General features: G+C 31.2%; 17 protein-coding genes. 5 read left to right on the forward strand and 12 right to left on the reverse strand.

Translation table 11 applies throughout. From position 1 onward, the window contains the following. Window positions 1-113: 113 nt before the first annotated feature. Window positions 114-881 (reverse strand): ABC transporter ATP-binding protein, encoded by a 768-nt coding sequence (locus ACFQ1O_RS12045; protein ID WP_377716281.1) that lies wholly within the window; start codon window positions 879-881, stop codon window positions 114-116. 2 nt (window positions 882-883) lie between these two features. After that, the gene (locus tag ACFQ1O_RS12050) at window positions 884-1,621 is read right to left on the reverse strand and encodes an MlaE family ABC transporter permease (RefSeq protein WP_377716282.1); all 738 of its coding nucleotides are present in this window, start codon (window positions 1,619-1,621) and stop codon (window positions 884-886) included. Window positions 1,622-1,719: 98 nt separating this feature from the next. On the opposite strand from ACFQ1O_RS12050, the gene pafA reads away from it, so the two are divergent. Together pafA and ACFQ1O_RS12060 are read left to right on the forward strand one after the other, a co-directional pair. After that, window positions 1,720-3,342 carry an alkaline phosphatase PafA gene (gene pafA, locus ACFQ1O_RS12055; RefSeq protein ID WP_377716283.1) on the forward strand — a complete coding sequence of 541 codons (1,623 nt, stop codon included), beginning with the start codon at window positions 1,720-1,722 and terminating at the stop codon, window positions 3,340-3,342. A gap of 6 nt (window positions 3,343-3,348) precedes the next feature. Further along, entirely contained in the window at window positions 3,349-3,819 is a 471-nt protein-coding gene (locus tag ACFQ1O_RS12060; protein ID WP_377716284.1) for an ASCH domain-containing protein, read from the forward strand. Between the two features lie 55 nt (window positions 3,820-3,874). Here the strand turns inward: ACFQ1O_RS12060 and ACFQ1O_RS12065 are convergent, their stop codons facing one another. The 8 genes from ACFQ1O_RS12065 to ACFQ1O_RS12100 all read right to left on the reverse strand — a co-directional run bounded on the left by ACFQ1O_RS12065 (window position 3,875) and on the right by ACFQ1O_RS12100 (window position 14,122). Then, window positions 3,875-4,105 (reverse strand): hypothetical protein, encoded by a 231-nt coding sequence (locus tag ACFQ1O_RS12065; RefSeq protein ID WP_377716285.1) that lies wholly within the window; start codon window positions 4,103-4,105, stop codon window positions 3,875-3,877. A 10-nt stretch (window positions 4,106-4,115) separates the two neighbouring features. After that, a complete protein-coding gene (locus ACFQ1O_RS12070) occupies window positions 4,116-4,472 on the reverse strand; it encodes a DUF2085 domain-containing protein (RefSeq protein ID WP_377716286.1) in 357 nt (118 codons plus the stop codon). Between the two features lie 154 nt (window positions 4,473-4,626). Further along, window positions 4,627-5,031 carry a hypothetical protein gene (locus ACFQ1O_RS12075; protein WP_377716287.1) on the reverse strand — a complete coding sequence of 135 codons (405 nt, stop codon included), beginning with the start codon at window positions 5,029-5,031 and terminating at the stop codon, window positions 4,627-4,629. A gap of 52 nt (window positions 5,032-5,083) precedes the next feature. Then, window positions 5,084-5,665, reverse strand: coding sequence for a hypothetical protein (locus tag ACFQ1O_RS12080; protein ID WP_377716288.1), 582 nt, complete (start codon window positions 5,663-5,665; stop codon window positions 5,084-5,086). A 12-nt stretch (window positions 5,666-5,677) separates the two neighbouring features. Then, window positions 5,678-12,016 carry an alpha-2-macroglobulin family protein gene (locus ACFQ1O_RS12085; protein ID WP_377716289.1) on the reverse strand — a complete coding sequence of 2,113 codons (6,339 nt, stop codon included), beginning with the start codon at window positions 12,014-12,016 and terminating at the stop codon, window positions 5,678-5,680. Window positions 12,017-12,182: 166 nt separating this feature from the next. After that, window positions 12,183-13,070, reverse strand: coding sequence for a mechanosensitive ion channel family protein (locus ACFQ1O_RS12090; protein WP_377716290.1), 888 nt, complete (start codon window positions 13,068-13,070; stop codon window positions 12,183-12,185). A gap of 155 nt (window positions 13,071-13,225) precedes the next feature. After that, window positions 13,226-13,774 (reverse strand): hypothetical protein, encoded by a 549-nt coding sequence (locus ACFQ1O_RS12095; RefSeq protein ID WP_377716291.1) that lies wholly within the window; start codon window positions 13,772-13,774, stop codon window positions 13,226-13,228. A gap of 186 nt (window positions 13,775-13,960) precedes the next feature. Then, window positions 13,961-14,122, reverse strand: a complete 162-nt coding sequence (locus ACFQ1O_RS12100; protein WP_377716292.1) for a DUF1328 family protein — start codon at window positions 14,120-14,122, stop codon at window positions 13,961-13,963. Window positions 14,123-14,325: 203 nt separating this feature from the next. Between ACFQ1O_RS12100 and ACFQ1O_RS12105 the strand changes: the two genes are divergently transcribed. Next, window positions 14,326-14,955 carry an SOS response-associated peptidase family protein gene (locus ACFQ1O_RS12105; RefSeq protein ID WP_377716293.1) on the forward strand — a complete coding sequence of 210 codons (630 nt, stop codon included), beginning with the start codon at window positions 14,326-14,328 and terminating at the stop codon, window positions 14,953-14,955. On the opposite strand, the gene ACFQ1O_RS12110 is transcribed toward ACFQ1O_RS12105, so the two are convergent. Then, window positions 14,952-15,983: a helix-turn-helix domain-containing protein gene (locus ACFQ1O_RS12110; protein ID WP_377716294.1), complete on the reverse strand. Its 1,032-nt coding sequence runs from the start codon at window positions 15,981-15,983 to the stop codon at window positions 14,952-14,954. The genes ACFQ1O_RS12105 and ACFQ1O_RS12110 overlap by 4 nt on opposite strands. Window positions 15,984-16,180: 197 nt before the next feature. Here ACFQ1O_RS12110 and ACFQ1O_RS12115 point away from each other — a divergent pair, with 197 nt between their 5' ends. Beyond that, complete coding sequence (locus ACFQ1O_RS12115) at window positions 16,181-16,381, forward strand: hypothetical protein (RefSeq protein ID WP_377716295.1); 201 nt, start codon at window positions 16,181-16,183, stop codon at window positions 16,379-16,381. A gap of 71 nt (window positions 16,382-16,452) precedes the next feature. Further along, the gene (locus tag ACFQ1O_RS12120; RefSeq protein ID WP_377716296.1) at window positions 16,453-16,893 is read left to right on the forward strand and encodes a ferritin-like domain-containing protein; all 441 of its coding nucleotides are present in this window, start codon (window positions 16,453-16,455) and stop codon (window positions 16,891-16,893) included. A gap of 53 nt (window positions 16,894-16,946) precedes the next feature. On the opposite strand, the gene asnB is transcribed toward ACFQ1O_RS12120, so the two are convergent. After that, a complete protein-coding gene (gene asnB / locus ACFQ1O_RS12125; protein WP_377716297.1) occupies window positions 16,947-18,632 on the reverse strand; it encodes an asparagine synthase B in 1,686 nt (561 codons plus the stop codon). Window positions 18,633-18,683 lie beyond the last annotated feature (51 nt).

Genomic DNA, 18,683 nt, shown 5'->3' on the forward strand with positions numbered 1-18,683 from the left:
CAAAACTCCAATTTAAATATTAAGTATTAGTTACAGCATTATTAAAGATGAGTAACTTTAATGTTAAAAATGTTAAAAATATATTAAGTAAAATATAAGCGCAGTTACTTAAATTATTGTTCGTTACTAATATACATTTTTCGAACCTTTTTCATTAGGTTAGAAGAGTATACAAAATCGGTAACCGCTTTGTTATCGGTTTTAAAAATATCTTTATTACTTCCTTCCCAAGCTTTAAGACCATGTTGTAAGAAAACAATCTTTTGCCCGATTTCCATTACCGAGTTCATATCATGAGAGTTGATAACGGTAGTAATGTTATATTCTTGAGTAATTTCTTGAATTAAGTTATCTATTACAATAGCAGTTTTAGGATCTAAACCAGAGTTAGGTTCATCACAAAACAAATACTTTGGATTCATTACAATTGCCCTGGCAATAGCAACCCTTTTTTGCATTCCTCCAGATATTTCAGAAGGGAATTTATGATTAGCATTTATTAATTGAACTCTATCAATAACCAAATTAGCTCGTTCTCTCATTTCTTCTAAAGACTTTTGAGAAAACATTTGCATAGGAAACATTACATTTTCTTCTACAGTCATAGAATCAAAAAGTGCACTTCCTTGAAATACCATACCTATTTGTACACGTAGCTTTCTTTTTTCTGCTTTAGATAAGTTCTGATAGATTTTATCGTGAAAAGAAATAGTTCCTTCTTCTGGCGTATGTAAACCTAATAAACTTTTAAGGAAAACAGTTTTACCAGAACCACTCTGCCCAATAATTAAGTTGGTTTTTCCTTGTTCGAAAACAGTTGAAATTCCTTTTAAAATTTCTGTTCCATCAAAGCTTTTATGTAAATTGTTAACAGTTATCATAATTAAGTAAGCATCAATTGAGTAATAATATAATTAACAATAATAATTACAACACTGGTCCAAACAAAAGACGAAGTGGCAGCTTTTCCTACTTCTAGAGCACCACCTTTCATGTAGTATCCATGAAAAGAAGGAATAGTAGCTAATATAAAAGCAAAAAACATCGTTTTTACAAAGGCATAGAATATCTGAAACGAATTAAATTCGTATTGTAGCCCTAGAATAAAATCTTCATTAGAAGCAAATCCTCCATAAACACATGCAACCCAACCTCCTAAAATTCCTAAAAACATAGAAATAGTAATAACAAAAGGATATAATAAAAGTGAAATAATTTTAGGGAAAACCAAGTAGTTTAGTGAGTTAATACCCATTACTTCTAGAGCATCAATTTGTTCAGTAACTCGCATAGTTCCAATACTAGATGTAATGAATGAACCTACTTTTCCAGCCATGATAATAGACATGAAAGTAGGGGCAAACTCTAGTACAACACTTTGTTTGGTTGCGAAACCAACTAAGTATTTTGGAATTAACGGGTTGTCTATGTTTAAAGCAGTTTGAATGGCAATAACGCCACCTACGAAAAACGAAATAAAAGAAACAATACCTAGAGAACCAATAATAAGGTCGTCAATTTCTTTAAAAATCAACTTTCTGAGTACACTCCACTTAGTGAACTTGCTAAAGATATCTTTTAGCATGATAAAATATAGACCAAAATCGTGGAGTTGTTTCATAATGAATTTCAAGAGTGGCTAAAATACTAAAAATGTCTTTCCTGTGAAAACGGGAATCTAAATATAAAACACATATTTTTGCATAAAATGGTTTTGTTATGAAAAAGTATTTGTTAGGAGTAATACTGTTGTTAAATGTAATGTTTTTAAGTGCCCAAGAATCTCAACCAAAATTGGTGGTTGGTATTGTGGTAGATCAAATGCGTTATGATTATTTAACTCGTTTTCAAGATAAGTATGTAGACGGAGGTTTTAATAGGTTATTAAACGAAGGTTTTAACTGTAAAAACAATCATTACAATTATGTGCCTACTTATACAGGACCTGGTCATGCGTCAATCTTTACAGGCACTTCGCCTATGAATCATGGTATCATATCTAATACTTGGTATGATAAGTTTTCAGATAAGTATGTGTATTGTGCTTCAGATGAATCGGTAAAATCTGTAGGAGTAAATACAGAGAAAGAGCAGATGTCTCCTAACAGAATGAAAACTACTAGTGTAGCAGATCAATTGCGATTACACACTCAAATGAAGAGTAAGGTAATAGGAATAGCGTTAAAAGATCGAGGTGCAATTTTGCCTGCCGGACATAGCGCTTCAGCTGCTTATTGGTTTAGAGGAAGAGAAGACGGTAAGTGGATAACGAGTACTCATTATATGAATGAATTGCCGAAATGGGTGACAAAGTTTAATAAAAACGCTGATCAGTATTTAAAGCAGTGGAATACATTACAGCCCATAAAAGAATATATAGAGAGCGGAAGTGATGAAAACCATTTTGAAGGTGCTTTTAAGGGAAAGGAGAATGTGAGCTTTCCGTATGATTTGAAACAATTATCTAAAGTAAAAGGTAACAAAGGGTATGATGTAATTAAGGCTTCGGCTATAGGTAATGAAATGACTACCGATTTTGCTATTGAAGCGATTAAGAATGAACAATTAGGACAGAATTCAGTAACTGATTTTCTTACGTTGAGTTATTCGTCAACAGACTATGTAGGGCATCAGTTTGGAGTAAATTCTGTTGAGGTTCAAGATACTTATTTGCGATTAGATAGAGACCTATCTCGACTATTTCACTTTTTAGATAGTGATTTAGGTAAGGGTAATTATACAGTTTTTCTAACTGCAGATCATGGAGCTGTTCAAGTGCCAAATTATTTAAAATCATTAAAGATTCCTGCTGGTTATTTTAGGAAAGATGATTTTAAAAAGCAGTTAAAGGAAGCATTAAAAAAGAAGTATCAAACCACAGGATTAATTAAAAACGTGTCGAACAATCAGGTCTTCTTAAACAAAGAGAAAATAAGAATGATCGATGAAGATTTAGATGATGTTCAAGAATTTATTGCTCAAACAATTATAGATTTTAAGCACATAGATAAAGTGTTTACTGCAGATGCCCTTATGAATACTTCTTTTACAACTGGAATAGGAAAGCTAATTCAAAATGGGTTCCATCCAAAACACTCTGGTGATGTGGTATTTGTTTTAGAGCCTTCAGTAATATCTTATCCAGAAACAGGATCTACTCATGGTAGTGGTAATAGTTATGATACTCATGTGCCATTATTGTTTTATGGTAATGGTATTAAGAAAGGGGAGACTTACCAGAAAACAGAAATTATAGACGTTGCGCCTACTATTTCAGCTCTTTTAGGTATTTCTTTTCCAAATGGTTGCTCAGGTAAGCCTTTAGGTTTTGTTTTTAAATGAAGAGAAATGGATAAAGTAGATTCTTCTGTTATTGAGTTATGGAAAGTGTTTCAGGAAAAAATCCCGAAATATAAAGATAAAGAACTGCCTTTGTCATTTTATTTCTGTGATAATAAAAAGGATGCAGATGAGTGTGCAGAGCTGGTTGTAGAAGGTGTTAAACAAGCAACAGCTACTTCTTTATGGTGGTTTGAAAAGAATAATGAGCAGCTGCCTAAAGTAGGTGATGTGTATATTGTAACTGATTGGGAAGGTAAAGCAAAAGCGGTAATAGAAACAACTAAAATAGATCCAACTCCATATAATGAAATAACTAAAGAGTTTGCTTTCATAGAAGGAGAAGGAGACCGGTCTTTAGAGTATTGGAAAAGAGTTCATGAAGCTTATTATAAAAGAGAAATGGCTCCTTATAATGAAGAGTTTAGAGAAGATATGATTATTGTATGTGAGCACTTTAAAACCTTATACACTAAATAATACCAATAAAAAAGCTCGCTGAATTGCGAGCTTTTTTATGAATGCTAAATATGTTTTACCCTTGTAAAGCGGCTCCAGCTCCAATACCTAGTACTGTCATAATTACTTGTATAACAATACCAACTCCAAATCCAATTAAAGCCATATTACATGCTTGTTTAGATTTTAAAGGAGCATCTTTTTTATGCACGAAGTATAAAATGGCTCCTACTAAAGGGATACAAAATGATACAACTTTTAAAGCAGTACCTAAATCTTCTTGGTTGTTTACATTGTTTTCTTCCATAAATTATAATTTAGTTAAAAAGTGATAATATTAATAATCCGATTTGAATTCCAATTAAAGAAACTAAAGACATTGCTCCGATGCCGGCAATTAAACCAGTAGAAAAACGCAACCAATTGTTACTTTCTCTAGCAAAATAAGCTTGAGTAAGCCCGTCAAGTATAGTAGGAAGCATTAAAAGTAAAGCTGTTAACCAACTAAACTGTATTACACCAAATAAAAATAAAGGAAAAGATAAATACCCTAAGTGAATTCCTGTACATCTGGAACAGACAGGAAACTGTTTACCTTTCCAAAAAAAAGAACGTTCAGGTAGCCTATGACAGGATACGTACGATACTTTAGTATTAGTTAGCTTTTTTAACATGGATGATAAATGTAAGGGAATTATATCGAATATTATGATGGATTTAGTGTTAATTATTAACAGGTGAAAGTTAAGTTGTTGATAATTAGTTTTATGTGTAATTAAAAAAGACTTACATTTTAGTAAGTCTTTTTTAAAGGAAATGTATAGGTGTTTAATGCTTTCCCAAGGCTATTATATGAGCCCTGCCTTTACCAACATTAATAGTTTTATAGTTAAATACAATCTTTTTAATAATTCGGTTTCTTCCCTTTAAGTCTATAGCTCTGGTAAGTATGCCCTTTTTAATAGCACTATTAATAACATGATTTTCTGATGAACCATTACCATAAACAATTTTTACGTTTTTAACATAAATAGGGGCTTTGGTAACTTTAAATTTTACTTTGTTAAACCTACCTTCTTTAGCAGTTACCATAATAACATCATGATCTGCTTTCATATTTACGTTTTTTTTACCTAATACTTCCCATCCGTTTATAGTAGATATGTTTGGACTAAATGATAATAACCCTAAGGCTAAAATAAAGACCGAAAGTTTTGCAATTACATTCTTCATAGTGATAATTTTAAAGGTTTATACTTCTATGACTATAGAAAAATGAAAAGGTTTAATTTTTACTATTGTGATATTTAAACAATATTTTATTTTTTTCTAATTCTGTTAGTCCGTAACTATTATTTGTTTCTAGCGAAGTAGGATATGAATTGTCAATATTGATAACAAACCTCATTAAATATTCACTAACACTTAGTTTACTTCCTAAGCATCCTGATTGATAATAAACTGAAAATTCATTATCAGAGATAGATTTAGAAATTAGTTCTGCTTTCTCGTTATAATTTTCTTTTTTGATTAATCCTTCATATGCAATAGCTTTCACCGTTCCACTAGGGTATTCAATTAACTTAAGGAGTTCTTGTTCAGTAGCATTTGTCATAATCCATTTACGACGTTTTATTTCGTCTCGTGTTGAAGTTCCAGAATATCCAACAACTCCACTAGTAATTCCCTGAATTTCTGCAATAGCAATTGAATCTTTTATATTTTTTCTTATGCCACTCCAATTAAAAGACCAGCTCTTTTCATAGTTGGTAAATATTATAGTAGTGACACCTATACCAATAACGGTAAAAAGAGGCAACAAAATTGAAAACTTATGGAGCTTGTTTTTTCTTCGCTTATATTCCATATAAATTTAAGACTAATTAATGTTTATCCTTATCCCTTTACTATGGCTGCTAAATTCAGGAGCATACATATTTTGTATGGTAGATATTCCGTTAGAGAAACTACCCGAATTATTTACTCGAACTTCATACTCCAACACATAAGTGCCTTTTGGTAAATAGTCGAAAAAGAAATGAGTAGCTACATCTTTAGTGCTTTGGTAATACCCCAAACCGTCTTGCCATTTATAACCAGATAATACATCAACCGGTTCAAAAGTACTGGCACGCATATCTTTTAAATGAACAAACTCAAAATTGTCTTTTACCTGCAATTCAATTCTAACTTTTACTAAGTCACCAACCTTTAATCGCGGGGCGATAGCCAAAGAATTATCTTTAGTGTCACTAATCTTCTTAAGTTCTATACCAGCATCAGTATACTCTTTTAAGAATAATTTTTTACTTAGCTGAATATCGCTCTTATGCGTTTCTGAAGTAATTTGATCTAATTGTTCAAAATATTGCCAATAATAACCTCCATATTGAGTAATGTCCGATTTATTCTTAATCTTTATAGAACCCATTTTTGGTTGTATTTCATCGGTGTTCCACGAAGTTTTAATGTAACCTGTACCGGCTTCTAGTTTGGTTTCGTCTAGCTTTTTAGTACTGATTTTCTCGTTACCAATAGTAATATTTGTAGATCCTTCTACAGACAACCAATCGTTTCCTTGAAGTAACAATGCATAAACAGCTTCTGTAGTAGCTTTGGTGGTATCCCAACTATTTTTACGTTTGTTGTTCAATAACCACACTTGTAAGTTCTCAATGGTTTCTTGGTCTTTGCTTATCTCTGCAAATGCTTCTATAATTAAAGCCTGAGTTTCTATAGGAGCTTCATTCCAATACCATCCAGCTTTATTGCTTTTCCAATACATTCCCTTTCCATCGTTTACAATAGCCGTTTCTTGTAAGTTCTCTAAAATAGTTTTAGCTAGTTTAGTATCTCCATAACGTTCACTTACTATAGCTAATAAGGTCTTCTGAAGTAAGGTTTTAGACAACCATTTCTCCTTTGTTCTTGGTAAATAGAAGTTGACTAATTTCTGAACTTCTTTAGAAAACGGGTGACTGTCTGTAAAGAAACTTCTTGTGTATAAATAATGTAAATGATAATAGCTCGCTTTAATATCTGCTTCTTTCTGATGTTTTAAAGCTCTTTTATGTTTGACAATGAATTCATTGTCTAAATAATCAATAGCTTTAGATATTATTGAATTTAAGTTATCTGAAGAATTACGAACATTCAATTTGTTTAAATGACCTACACCAGCAACAATATGTCTGGTAATGTGTTCGTTTGCTCTACCACCATCAAACCAAGGGAAAGCCCCAGAGCTCAATTGCATTTTTTGTAGCTTATTAATAGTTCTTTTTTCTTCTGAAGTCAACTTCTCTAAATCGAATAATAAAGCTAATTGTTTTTTCTTTTCAGCATCTGACTGTGCATCTCGTAACCAAGGGGTTTCTGCAATTAGAATTTGCTTCAACTCTTCGTTTTGCTCTAGTTTAGAAGTTAATTTACCATTAGCTTTCCACAAATCAAACACTTGTTTAATTTTAGGGTTGCTATTCATAATATGTGCTCCTAAAGCATTTCCGTAGTAGCGAGCAAAAGTTTGTTCAGCACATTCATACGGATATTCCATAACATAAGGCAAACTTTGTATAGCATACCAAGCCGGATTGGTAGTGTATTCTAAAGTAATCTGATGATTGCGTAAGGTTTTAGATTGGTTATTTAATAACTTTTTGAAGCTATACTCTTTAGAACTGTTTGCTTTTACGGTAATAGGAATGCTTTCTGTAACCAACATTTTATTGGTTAAAACCGGTAATACATTTAACTCTCCATCTGAAAAATTTTCTGCTATAGCCAATACTTTATATTCTACCGCTGGTATACCTTCTGGAATAACTAAGTTCCAAGAAATAGAAGTGTTTCCTTTTGGCTGAAGTGTAAAACCTTGAGTGGCTCTCGACTGCGCTCGAACTGACATTAATTTGGGACTTATTTCTTCTCCTGTTACAGCATTGTATAGTTCTAGTTTTGCTTGTCCGTTTAAAACTTTATCTGACAAACTACTAATCTTAGTTTGAAAAATAAGGCTGTCTCCTTCTCGTAAAAAACGTGGCGGATTAGGTATTACCATTAACTCTTTTTGGGTAACTACTTCTTTTTGTAGTTTACCTGAAACACCTGTTTTGGTATGACCAAATAATTGTAGTTTCCATCTAGTTAATGCTTCTGGAGATTCAAACTCAAATTGTAAGTTACCTTTTGTATCTGTTTTTATATGCGGATAAAAGAAAGCCGTTTCGTTAAGGTTTTTGCGGGCCGCAATAGTTTTGAATTGTTCTTCTAAATCCTCAAGAGGATACTGTTCATAGCCGTAATCTAGTTCTTCACTGTCTTCCATTTCTTCAGAATTAGCAATGCCAGAAGCGTTACTGCTCACTGATGAGATAACTTGATTTGAAGCGGTAATTGCTGCAGCTTTTCTTTTTTTACCATATGCAGTAACAACTATTTCATCTAAATTATTATCAGGTTGAAGTGTGTAATTAATAATGCTAGCTGTTACTGGAATTGATTTAGTTGCATACCCAACATAAGAGATTTCAACAAGATCTCCTTTTTTAGCTTGTAGACTATATTTTCCATCAAAATCAGTACTAGTACCAATTGTTGAACCTTTAATTAGCACAGTTGCTCCTGGTAACGGTAAATTGTTTTCATCAACAATAACACCACTAATAGTTATTGTCTCTCCCTTCCCTCTAGGAACTTTATTAAAAAGATAATTATTGTATTCTTGTTCGTATTGATATTTATAACCAAATCCAAAGTGATTTAGTTTGTTATGTATTTTACTGAAAGAATTTGTAGTAATATAAATAGGGTTTTTAATGGTAAATCGATCAGTTTTAAAAGTATTGCAATGTCTGTGAATCTGTCCGTTTCTATAATAATCTCTAATACTAATTTGTTGTATCCAATTGTGTGGTTTAAATTGGTCTAGAGAAGCATCGTACATACTAGCTAATACTTCTGCTTGGGTGTTTTTACCTTTTTTGTTTTTAATAGTAAATGACCATTTTTCTTTAGAACCCGGTTGCAACTTGTCTCTAAATGTTTTGGTTTCTATAACTAATTCATCTTCTGGTATCGATAAATCTATCGTAGCATTTACCAATCTAAAATCTTGGTGCTTAGTCATACTAAATTGTAGGCTAACATAAGCTTCGGGGTTTTGAGGTTGATACTTTTTAAGAACATCTAATGGTATGCGAATGGTTTGGTAGCCATCAATAGTTAGTTCTTCTCTATAAAAACGTTCGTTGTTATAAAAGGCTTCTGTAAAAACCACTAAATCTTTGCTAGCTGTTTGTAATTTGATTGCTATATAGCCATCCTTTTTTACAGTATTTGAATTGAGTACTTGATGGTTAAACCATTGCTTATCTGTTAGGTACTTATCATTAGGATTAAAAACCGAAACAAACTTTTCTTGTGTTATGGTATGTTTTGTATCATCTTCTGCTTTTGCTACTATTATATATTTTCCAGAAATCCATTTGTTAAGATCTAAGTCAATTTCTTTTTTCTTTTCAGTATCTAAAACTGTTTCATAAACCAGCCCTCCTTTTTCCCAGTTTTTAAAATCATCTTCATTTGCATAGGCTTCGTGAGGGAAATACTTTTTAAATTCTTCTTTACTTAATAAATGGCTATCAGCAATGGGTAACCTACGGTTTCTCAATAGGTATTGCGGAGCTTTTAATTTGTAAATTTTTATGGTTACCTGACTTGCTAAAAATTCACCGTTTAAATTGTTACTCTCTATGGTGATCTTTTGTTCTTTATTGGTATCCCAATTATGAGTTGTCTGGATACCTAAAACCAAACTATGGTAACCTACTTTTACAGTTGTAGTGGCTGTTCTGGTTTCTCCGTTAATATCGGTTACATTAGCAGTGATTTCATAGTTAAAGACAGGCAAATCTTCTGATTTTTTTGTTTGGTCTGCTAATGCATTAAAGTTAATGTCAAATTCTCCTTTGTCGTTGGTAGTAACTTCTCCGTGGGCTATTTCTTGTTCATTGGTGTCATAATGTCTAGACCAGTACCTCCAGTGATTAAACTGAGTTTTACGAACTATGTTGTAAGTAACTTTTGCATTACTAATATTGGTACCTAATAATGCTTTAGCGGTTCCTGTAACACAGATGTTGTCATTAACAGAGAAACTTTCTTTTACGGGATTAAAATTAACTTCAAACTTTGGTCGCTTGTATTCTTCTACAGAAAAGTTAGTATATGCGTTACTAAAATGCTTAAAGTGTTTATCACTTTGTTGAATTTCGATAGTAAAGTTTCCGGTAAGAACATCTTTAGGTAATTCAAAAGATTCAGAAAAAGAACCGTAATCATTAGTGGTTAATTCAAAGCTTTTAATTTCTTGATAGTTTACATCTCTTATAATAACCTCGAATTCTTTATTTGATACTACATTACTTTTGTAATCTTTTCTAGCTAATACAATTCCTTTAAAATGCACTTTTTGTCCAGGTCTGTAAATACTTCTATCTAAAAACAAAAAGGCTTGAGCACGTTCTTTCTTACTGTCATCTTTTGGTTTTCTATAACCATTATAATGATACTTTTTACCTAAAGAAAGGCTGTCGTTTTGGTAAGAGACTATTACTAAATCATTTTGTCTTTTTCCACTAAAAGAAGCTTCCCCCCATTTGTCGGTACTTTTTTGAGAGCTTCCAAATTTTACGGTGGCTCTATTAATGGGCTTACCGTTAGAACTGTTTAGTACTTGGAAGATCTTTTTTCCTTGATAATCAGATTCTACAACGCTGAGGTTTGAAACCGTAAACGAGCTATAGGCAAATAAGTCATTTTTATTAAAATCTTTGTTAGGAGTAGCTAAAACTATATAATTACCTAATTCTAATTTAGGTAGTAAAGCTTCTGTACTATGATTAAAATAATCGCCCTTTTGTGGTAGATTCACCTTAACACTCTCTAAAGCTTTTTGAATAGCAAAGAACTCATTGATTTTAGTTTCTCTGTCTTGGTAGTTGTATTGATAAAATGAGTAATCTAAAGTAACTTGATATACTGTTAAATAAAGTTCCTTTACGTTATTAAACTGAATCCAAACTTTTGAAGCTGAATTACTAGGAACCACTTGCTCATTTTGTAATTGTAAAGTTGGCTGTAATATTATAGATTGTAAGTTTTGAGCTAAGACAGAAGCTTCTGTATTAGGGTGGCTCTCCATAATTTCTTCGGTTATATCTAAAGCCTTTTTTCTGTTTTTGGGTAAATATTCTAAGCTTGCTACATCATACAACGCTTGTGCATAATGTGCTTTTAAAAAAGCATACGAATTTCCAGAAGTATATTGTTGTAAACTCTTTTCTAAACTCTCTATATAAAGTTCTTTGTTGTTGCTGAGTGTAGAATTATTTTTTACAAATTGTAAGCGTTCAACAAACGCCTCTATTAAGGCTTCAGGTTGTTTCTTTTCTAGGTGAAATTGCTCTAGTTTTTGATAGGTTTTTAATACAGGGTATTTAGAAAAAATAGAATCATTGGTTTCTATAACTAGTTCAGAAAACACATTAGATGGAGAAAAATAATCAACATTATCTATATAAAATCGCTCTTTGGGCTTGGTGATTCTAGATTCATCGGTTTTAAAAAACTGTAAGGCTCTATGAGCAAGTAAATCGTATAAAGAAGGGCGAAGGTTTTCGGTATCGGTTCCTTGAATTAATAAATAACGGTAATTGGTAACGGGAATGTTTTGTAGACCTGCATCATTACTAATTGAATTATTAAAATCATTATGAATAGAAGTGAACAAAGTATTTAAATCCCAAGTTCTAAAATCTTCTTGGTTTACCTGGTCGGTTTTGGTTCTGTTATAAATTTGCCAACGGTGTTGTTGTAGGTATTGCCATTTAAAATCGGCTAGAATAGAAGTTAAAATAGCATTGGCAGGAAAACGAGCATTACTAATTTCGTTTTCTAATTTCTGAACAATTTTTAATTCGGAATCTTCTTCTAAAGTCAAAGAGAATTTAGATAGATAGACTAAACTTTTAATAAGCTGAATATCATTCTTCTTTTTCTTTGCTTTTTTGTAAATAGTAGTTACTACTTCGTTAGCAGATTTGGTTTTACCTTCTAATTCGTAATTTTCTACTATTTTCCAGTGTTTTTCAAAGCCTTGTTGTGCTAAAGATTGGGTCATAAATAGAATACCGAATAATATTATTAGTTTGTTCATAATTCACTGTTTGTATTCAAAGTAAAGACATATCAAATAGTATTCCAATAACGAATGAGTTAGCTAATTGTTTTGTTGAGTAAAAGGTAAGGTTTATTGAGGGGAAAAAAACAACCTTCCTTTTAAGAAGGTTGTTTTTTATATACTTAATTTATCTAGCAGATGGTTATTTAGTTAATTGAACAGGAATACTATCTTGAGATCCATACAATTTGATCTCTTTAATGTCTGCAGGCATATTTAAACCATTTTCACTAATAACATTTTTTACACGCTTAATTACATCGCTTTTTACTTCTAGAGCACCTCGCTTATATTCTTTGGTCTTTGTCCAAAATATAACTTTTAAATTTACAGTACTTACTCCTAAATCGTTTACCGTAACAAAGCATTCATGCTGATTGGTATTAATAACTCCTTTGGTCTTGGTTACTACATCTAATATAATTTCTTTAGCAAAATCTACATCATCATCATAATCTATACCTACAATAAAATCAGAGCGATAAAAACCATCTTCAGTATAGTTGTAAACGGCTTTTTTTATAATATCGCTATTAGGAATATAAACATCTCTGCCGTCAAAAGTTTTTAGTTTAGTAAAACGAAATTCCATTATTTTAACTTTTCCAAATATGTCTCCAATCATTACTGTATCATTTACATTAAAGGGGCGGTTGAATGATAGAATTACACCAGAAATAAAATTTTCGCCAACATCTTTAAAGGCAAAACCAAATATTAATGCTGAAGCACCAGCGGCTGTTAGTAATCCAGCTGCAATGCCTCCTAAACCTAATACTTTTAAAGCTAACATAACTATTAAAGCTAAGAAACCTATTTTAAGTGATTTTGCTAAAAAGTTAGTCATTAATGGATCTTGACTTTTTTTAGAAACTGTTCTTTTAAAGGTTTTTGAAATTACATTGGCTAATAAAAAACCAATTATAATAATTAAAATAGCGATGATGATTTCTGGAATATGATTGATAAAGTTATCCCAATTTTCTTGTAAAGATTCCTTTAGTTTGATAAGAGTATTGCTAAAATTCATTTGTTTTTTTTAATTGTTTTTACAAAAAATACTTGCAGACGGGGCTTTCTTTTTGCTTATATATTATTGTTTCTAACTCATTTTATATTGTAAAATAAATAAGCGAGAGAAGAAACTCTCGCTTATTTATAAAACTATTAAATAAATGTATTAGGTTACATTTTATGTGTTTCAAAAACTACCTGCTCGCTTTTATTTGAAATATTATTATTGTATTCAATAACAAAATCTCCTTCCTTATTATAATATCCTACACCATTAAAATCTTTACCTTCTACAAAATAAAAGTTGTTATTAACAGATTTTACCATTCTCGCAGAGGTGATAGTTTTATCGTTTAAAGTATATGTAATTAATACATTTTCTTCATTAAATAGAAAGTCATATTTTACTCCTTTGTATTTAAAATACTTAACTTTAGTTTTGGTATCATATAAAGGATCTAAATCATTATCTATCATTATTGTTTTTTCAACAGTAACAGGCGTTCCAACAAGGTTTTGATTTAATAAATGTTTTTGATTAGGATCTAATTTCTTTTCTTTTGTTTTTTTAGTAATGACTTTAACTTTAGTGTTATAAGAAACACCTTGATTAGTCACTTTTTGTGTTTTTTTAACTTCAGATGTTTTCATAATTTCAGTCTGAGCGTTAATACTCATTACTGTACCAATGGATAATAATCCAATTATTAAATTTTTCATTTTTTATGTTTTTAAATTGTAAGTAACTTGTTTTTGTAGAGGTGTGTACTTTTTAACACCTTTTTGAGAATCTATTACAATATGTAAATACTGTAAACAGTATTAGAAGTAAGGTTTCTTAATTTTCTATGAAAGAAGTAAACTGTATAGGAACTACAGTATTAATATTGTAGAGTGTTATTGTAATTATACTTTTTTTCTACCAGTTAATAGCGAAAGGATAAAAAGTATTAGGAATATAAAAAACAAGATTTTTGCTATCTCAGTAGCCGCACCTGCTATTCCGCTAAACCCTAAAATCCCAGCGATTATTGCGATAATAATAAAGCTAATTGTCCAACGTAACATATTATAAGTTTTTTGTTTAATAATTGTTTACCACAAAGATACAGGGCTAATACAGTGTTTTTTAGCTCATTTGCTTTAGATTTTAACTCAAATACAATTACTGGATTTTGGTTGTTAAATGAGTTAAAATCTAAAGCAAATGGACAAAAATAAAAGAGTTCTAGAGTGTAATTTTACATTATAGAATGTATAAAAGAATAATAATGAATTATAAATTATCAAATATAGCAAGTAGAGAAAAGATAAGAGATTTTACAAAAGTAGATTTTGTATATCCATATTTATATAAACCTAAAAGGAAAATTAATGGACTTAAAGAGCAAAGTATATGTGTAATTACTCAAGAAAATCCTAACCAAATAAAACAAGCAATTTGGGGAATGTTACCTAATAATTACAAAGGGGATTGGAGGAAATTTCAGCGTGTTAAATTTACTTTGCATGTTAACAAAAAAGAAATTAAAAAGAACATTTTGTATAAGGAAGCGTTTCTGCAAAGAAGATGTTTAATTATAGTAACGGGCTTTTATGTGCATAAATTAATTAGAGGGAGACTTGAAAATTATTTAGTAGAAAATAAAAATTTAGAGCCGTATTATCTTGCAGGAATATACAATGTAACTAATGATGGCTTTATAACGTGTTCGGTAATTAATACAGAAGCTGTAGAGGAGTTAAATACAATTAATAATTTATACGAGTTTATGCCTCTTCAGATCCCGAAGATATTTAAAAATGTTTGGTTAGATAATCACACAACAGAACAGGCAATAGATAGTTTAATTAACGAGCCCTATTATATAAAGCTTAAAGTTCAAAAAATAGCTTCTTAAATAGATTGATTTTTTTTCTTATTCTTCATAAATCGGTTAGGGCTAATGCCGTATTTCTTCTTAAAAATTTTAGAGAAATAACTCCTGCTAGAAAAACCAATAGAGTAAACTATTTGAGAAATATTATAATCGGTAGTATTCATTAAATCTCTAGATTTTTCTAACCTAACGTGTCTTATATATTCAATAACAGTTCTAGAAAACAAAAGCTTAAATCCTTTTTGAAGTTTTGATTGCGGTAGACCAATTTCACTGGCTAGTTCTTCAACATTGTAATCTTCAGCTACATTTTTAAGTATTTTTTGAGCAGTTTTTCGAATAGAGCTTATTTCTTTTTTAGTTAAACTGGTCGCAGGTCTTTTTCTTTTCTTAACATCTTTATCATGTTGTTGCATGTGTTCGGATAAGATTTGATAAACGATTCCTTCTTTTATCAAAATACGAATCATACCTTTTTGTTTATTGGTATTGTATTGCTTTATTAAATTGGCAAGCTTTAAATTATAGGTTCCAAAGTATGCAAACTTTTTTTGATGGTGTTGATCTTGAAAAACATTATACAAGTTTTGGTTTAGTAAAGAAGCGTCGTTTAAACGTTTTTTTATAAACTTGATTCTATTTATTTGAATTCTATGGATTTTGATTTTTACATTTTTTTCAAAATAGAAGTAGTTATACCCGCCATCTTTACTCGTAATAATAACAGATTGATACTGCTCAATTTTTCTCTTTTTATTTTCTAGTTCAAACCTATGATGACTATAACCTTCTAAAGTATAAGTAAAATGTATAGGGTTAAATTCAGAAGCATCAATAACAATTGTAATATCATCTAAAAAGGTAATGTCATATTGTAATACACTACCGCCCCATTCAAAAGTTAAAAAAGTAATGGTTCCAATAGCGTATTTGTTATTAACACTTAAAATATATTCGCCCCACCTTTCGGTAATATGCCCACCTATTACTTCTTGAATTTGTTTTACAGAACCAGCTGTGTTTTCCGCAGTGATATTAATAGTAGTCATGGTTAGTTGTTTGCTATAAAGTTAGTCTATTCTAGAAATTAGAAGATGTAAAAAAACAACTTTTTTGTTAGTAAAATGAAATGAGCAAAGATTAAAAAGAGATGAGCAAAAAAGTCTTTTAAATGAAAGGTAGATTTGTATCATAATAAAACACAGTAAGTGTTTTAAAATCAAGATTTTATTAATTAAAATGTAGTATGGATAAAATAATTAAAATGTTGTTAGCCGTTGTAGGCGTTATATTAATAGTTTATGGTGTTTATAGAGTTGTAGTACCTGAGGTTTCTGTAGATATAGGTATTACGGAGTTTAATTCTCAAGACAATAAAAATGCTTATATAAGTTTAGGTGTTGGTTTTGTAGTGTTAATTATCTCTCTTTTTATGAATAAGAAGTAAACACACTGTAATAGATGGTATTTGAGGAAGCATCCATAAAAAAGTGACTCATTAATTTTAAAAAGATAAATATGAATAATTATACAGAAGAAGTTTCAGATAAATTAAACGGATTGTTAGAAAAGAATTACGATGCAGCTCAAGGGTATAAAACTGCTGCTGAGAATGTTGATAATGAAATATTGACAAAGTTTTTTAATCGTAGGCAAAAAGAGCGAGAAAAATTTGGAAATCAATTAAAAGAAGAGATTAAGTCTTACGGACAAACTCCAGAAATGAGAGGAAGTGTTTTAGGGAAAACACATAGAATGTGGATGAATGCAAAAACTTTTTTTACAGAAAACAATCAGCAAGCTATTTTAGATGAGGTTTTAAGAGGTGAAAAAGAAGCTATTAAAGAATATAATGAAGTAATTAATACTAAAAAGAATTTACCTCAATCTACATTAGATATGTTAACCTCACATAGAGATGCTATCTTATTAGATGCTGTTGCAGTAAATAACTTATAACATAAGCAAACTAATGTCCCACAGTTTTATTTGTGCAAAGAAATGGTCAGTGTCTATCTAGGCGCTGATCTTTTTTGATAAGCCTTGTTATGGATATTGGCTATAGCCCTACCAGAGGGGTCGTTCATATTTTTAAAAGATTCGTCCCATTCTAATGCAATAGGAGAACTACAAGCCACAGATGGTACAGAAGGAACCGTTAGCGCAGCAGTGTCACTAGGGAAGTGCTTTTCAAAAATGCTTCGGTAATAATATTCTTCCTTGTTTTGTGGTGTATGAATAGGAAACCTAAAATGAGCTTGTTTCATCTGGTCGTCAGAAATCAATCCGTTTACAAGCTCTTTTAAACTATCTATCCAACTGTAGCCTACACCATCAGAAAATTGTTCTTTTTGTCGCCAAGCTACGCTTTCTGGTAAATATTTTTCAAAGGCTTTACGAACTATCCATTTTTCCATTTTGTCTGGAGTAATCATTTTATCTTCTGGATTCAAACGCATGGCTACATCCATAAATTCTTTGTCTAAAAAAGGGACTCGTCCTTCAATGCCCCAAGCAGCTAAAGACTTGTTGGCTCGCAAACAATCGTACTCATATAATTTGTTTAGTTTTCGAACCGTTTCTTTATGAAACTCTTCTGCGTTAGGTGCTTTGTGAAAGTATAGATATCCGCCAAAAATTTCATCGGCACCTTCTCCAGATAGCACCATTTTTATTCCCATAGCCTTAATAGCTCTTGCCATTAAGTACATGGGTGTAGAAGCTCTAACGGTAGTAATATCGTACGTTTCTAAATGATAAATAACATCACTTAATGCGTCTAAACCTTCTTGAATGGTAAAAATGATTTCATGGTGAACCGTACCAATATGTTTGGCTACTTTTCTAGCTGCTGCTAGATCAGGAGATCCTTCTAGTCCTACTGAAAAAGAATGTAGTTGTGGCCACCAAGCTGTTTGTGTATCGTTAGATTCAATTCTTTTTTCTGCATATAATTTGGCTAAAGCAGAAGTGACGGATGAATCTAAGCCACCTGATAATAAAACTCCATAAGGAACATCACTCATTAATTGCCTTTTCACCGCATTGGCTAAAGCATCATGTAGTTCATCTATACTTGTTGCATTGTCTTTTACATTTTTATATTCTTCCCAATCTCTAGAATACCATTTTTTAGGTGCTGCGTCTTTGCTATGCCAATAGTGACCTGGTGGAAATATTTCAATTTTTTTACAATATCCTTCTAGTGCTTTTAGCTCTGAAGCTACAAATAAAACTCCGTGTTTGTCCCAACCTATATATAACGGAATTATGCCCATATGGTCTCTGGCTATAAAAAACTCGTTAGTTAGAGAGTCGTATAAGGCAAACCCAAAGATACCATTCATCTCGTCAATAAAATCAATTCCTTTTTTCTGATATAAAGCCAGAATTACTTCACAATCAGATTGTGTTTGGAATTGATAGCCGTTATTAAGCTGTTTTCTTAATTCTTGGTGATTATAAATTTCGCCGTTAGCAGCTAAAACATATCGCTGATCTGGGCTATATAAAGGTTGCTTACCTGAAGTAGGATTTACAATGGCCAATCGTTCGTGAGCTAAAATAGCATTCTCATTTTGATAAATACCACTCCAGTCTGGCCCTCGATGCCTTAATTTTTTACTCATTTTTAAAACTTGAGAACGAAGAGAATTCACCTCTTGATTGCTACTAAAAGCACATACGATTCCGCACATAAATTTTGTTTTAATCTGTTAGTAAACTAAAAAACGATTTGAGGTATATGC

The sequence above is a fragment of the Pseudofulvibacter geojedonensis genome, assembly GCF_042675745.1.
In the GTDB taxonomy this organism is placed as follows: domain Bacteria; phylum Bacteroidota; class Bacteroidia; order Flavobacteriales; family Flavobacteriaceae; genus Pseudofulvibacter; species Pseudofulvibacter geojedonensis.

Coding starts and splice junctions, on each gene's coding strand:
- ACFQ1O_RS12045 (WP_377716281.1), bottom strand. CDS start 881: ATGATAACTGTTAACAATTTACATAAAAGCTTTGATGGAACAGAAATT.
- ACFQ1O_RS12050 (WP_377716282.1), bottom strand. CDS start 1,621: ATGAAACAACTCCACGATTTTGGTCTATATTTTATCATGCTAAAAGAT.
- pafA (WP_377716283.1), top strand. CDS start 1,720: ATGAAAAAGTATTTGTTAGGAGTAATACTGTTGTTAAATGTAATGTTT.
- ACFQ1O_RS12060 (WP_377716284.1), top strand. CDS start 3,349: ATGGATAAAGTAGATTCTTCTGTTATTGAGTTATGGAAAGTGTTTCAG.
- ACFQ1O_RS12065 (WP_377716285.1), bottom strand. CDS start 4,105: ATGGAAGAAAACAATGTAAACAACCAAGAAGATTTAGGTACTGCTTTA.
- ACFQ1O_RS12070 (WP_377716286.1), bottom strand. CDS start 4,472: ATGTTAAAAAAGCTAACTAATACTAAAGTATCGTACGTATCCTGTCAT.
- ACFQ1O_RS12075 (WP_377716287.1), bottom strand. CDS start 5,031: ATGAAGAATGTAATTGCAAAACTTTCGGTCTTTATTTTAGCCTTAGGG.
- ACFQ1O_RS12080 (WP_377716288.1), bottom strand. CDS start 5,665: ATGGAATATAAGCGAAGAAAAAACAAGCTCCATAAGTTTTCAATTTTG.
- ACFQ1O_RS12085 (WP_377716289.1), bottom strand. CDS start 12,016: ATGAACAAACTAATAATATTATTCGGTATTCTATTTATGACCCAATCT.
- ACFQ1O_RS12090 (WP_377716290.1), bottom strand. CDS start 13,070: ATGAATTTTAGCAATACTCTTATCAAACTAAAGGAATCTTTACAAGAA.
- ACFQ1O_RS12095 (WP_377716291.1), bottom strand. CDS start 13,774: ATGAAAAATTTAATAATTGGATTATTATCCATTGGTACAGTAATGAGT.
- ACFQ1O_RS12100 (WP_377716292.1), bottom strand. CDS start 14,122: ATGTTACGTTGGACAATTAGCTTTATTATTATCGCAATAATCGCTGGG.
- ACFQ1O_RS12105 (WP_377716293.1), top strand. CDS start 14,326: ATGAATTATAAATTATCAAATATAGCAAGTAGAGAAAAGATAAGAGAT.
- ACFQ1O_RS12110 (WP_377716294.1), bottom strand. CDS start 15,983: ATGACTACTATTAATATCACTGCGGAAAACACAGCTGGTTCTGTAAAA.
- ACFQ1O_RS12115 (WP_377716295.1), top strand. CDS start 16,181: ATGGATAAAATAATTAAAATGTTGTTAGCCGTTGTAGGCGTTATATTA.
- ACFQ1O_RS12120 (WP_377716296.1), top strand. CDS start 16,453: ATGAATAATTATACAGAAGAAGTTTCAGATAAATTAAACGGATTGTTA.
- asnB (WP_377716297.1), bottom strand. CDS start 18,632: ATGTGCGGAATCGTATGTGCTTTTAGTAGCAATCAAGAGGTGAATTCT.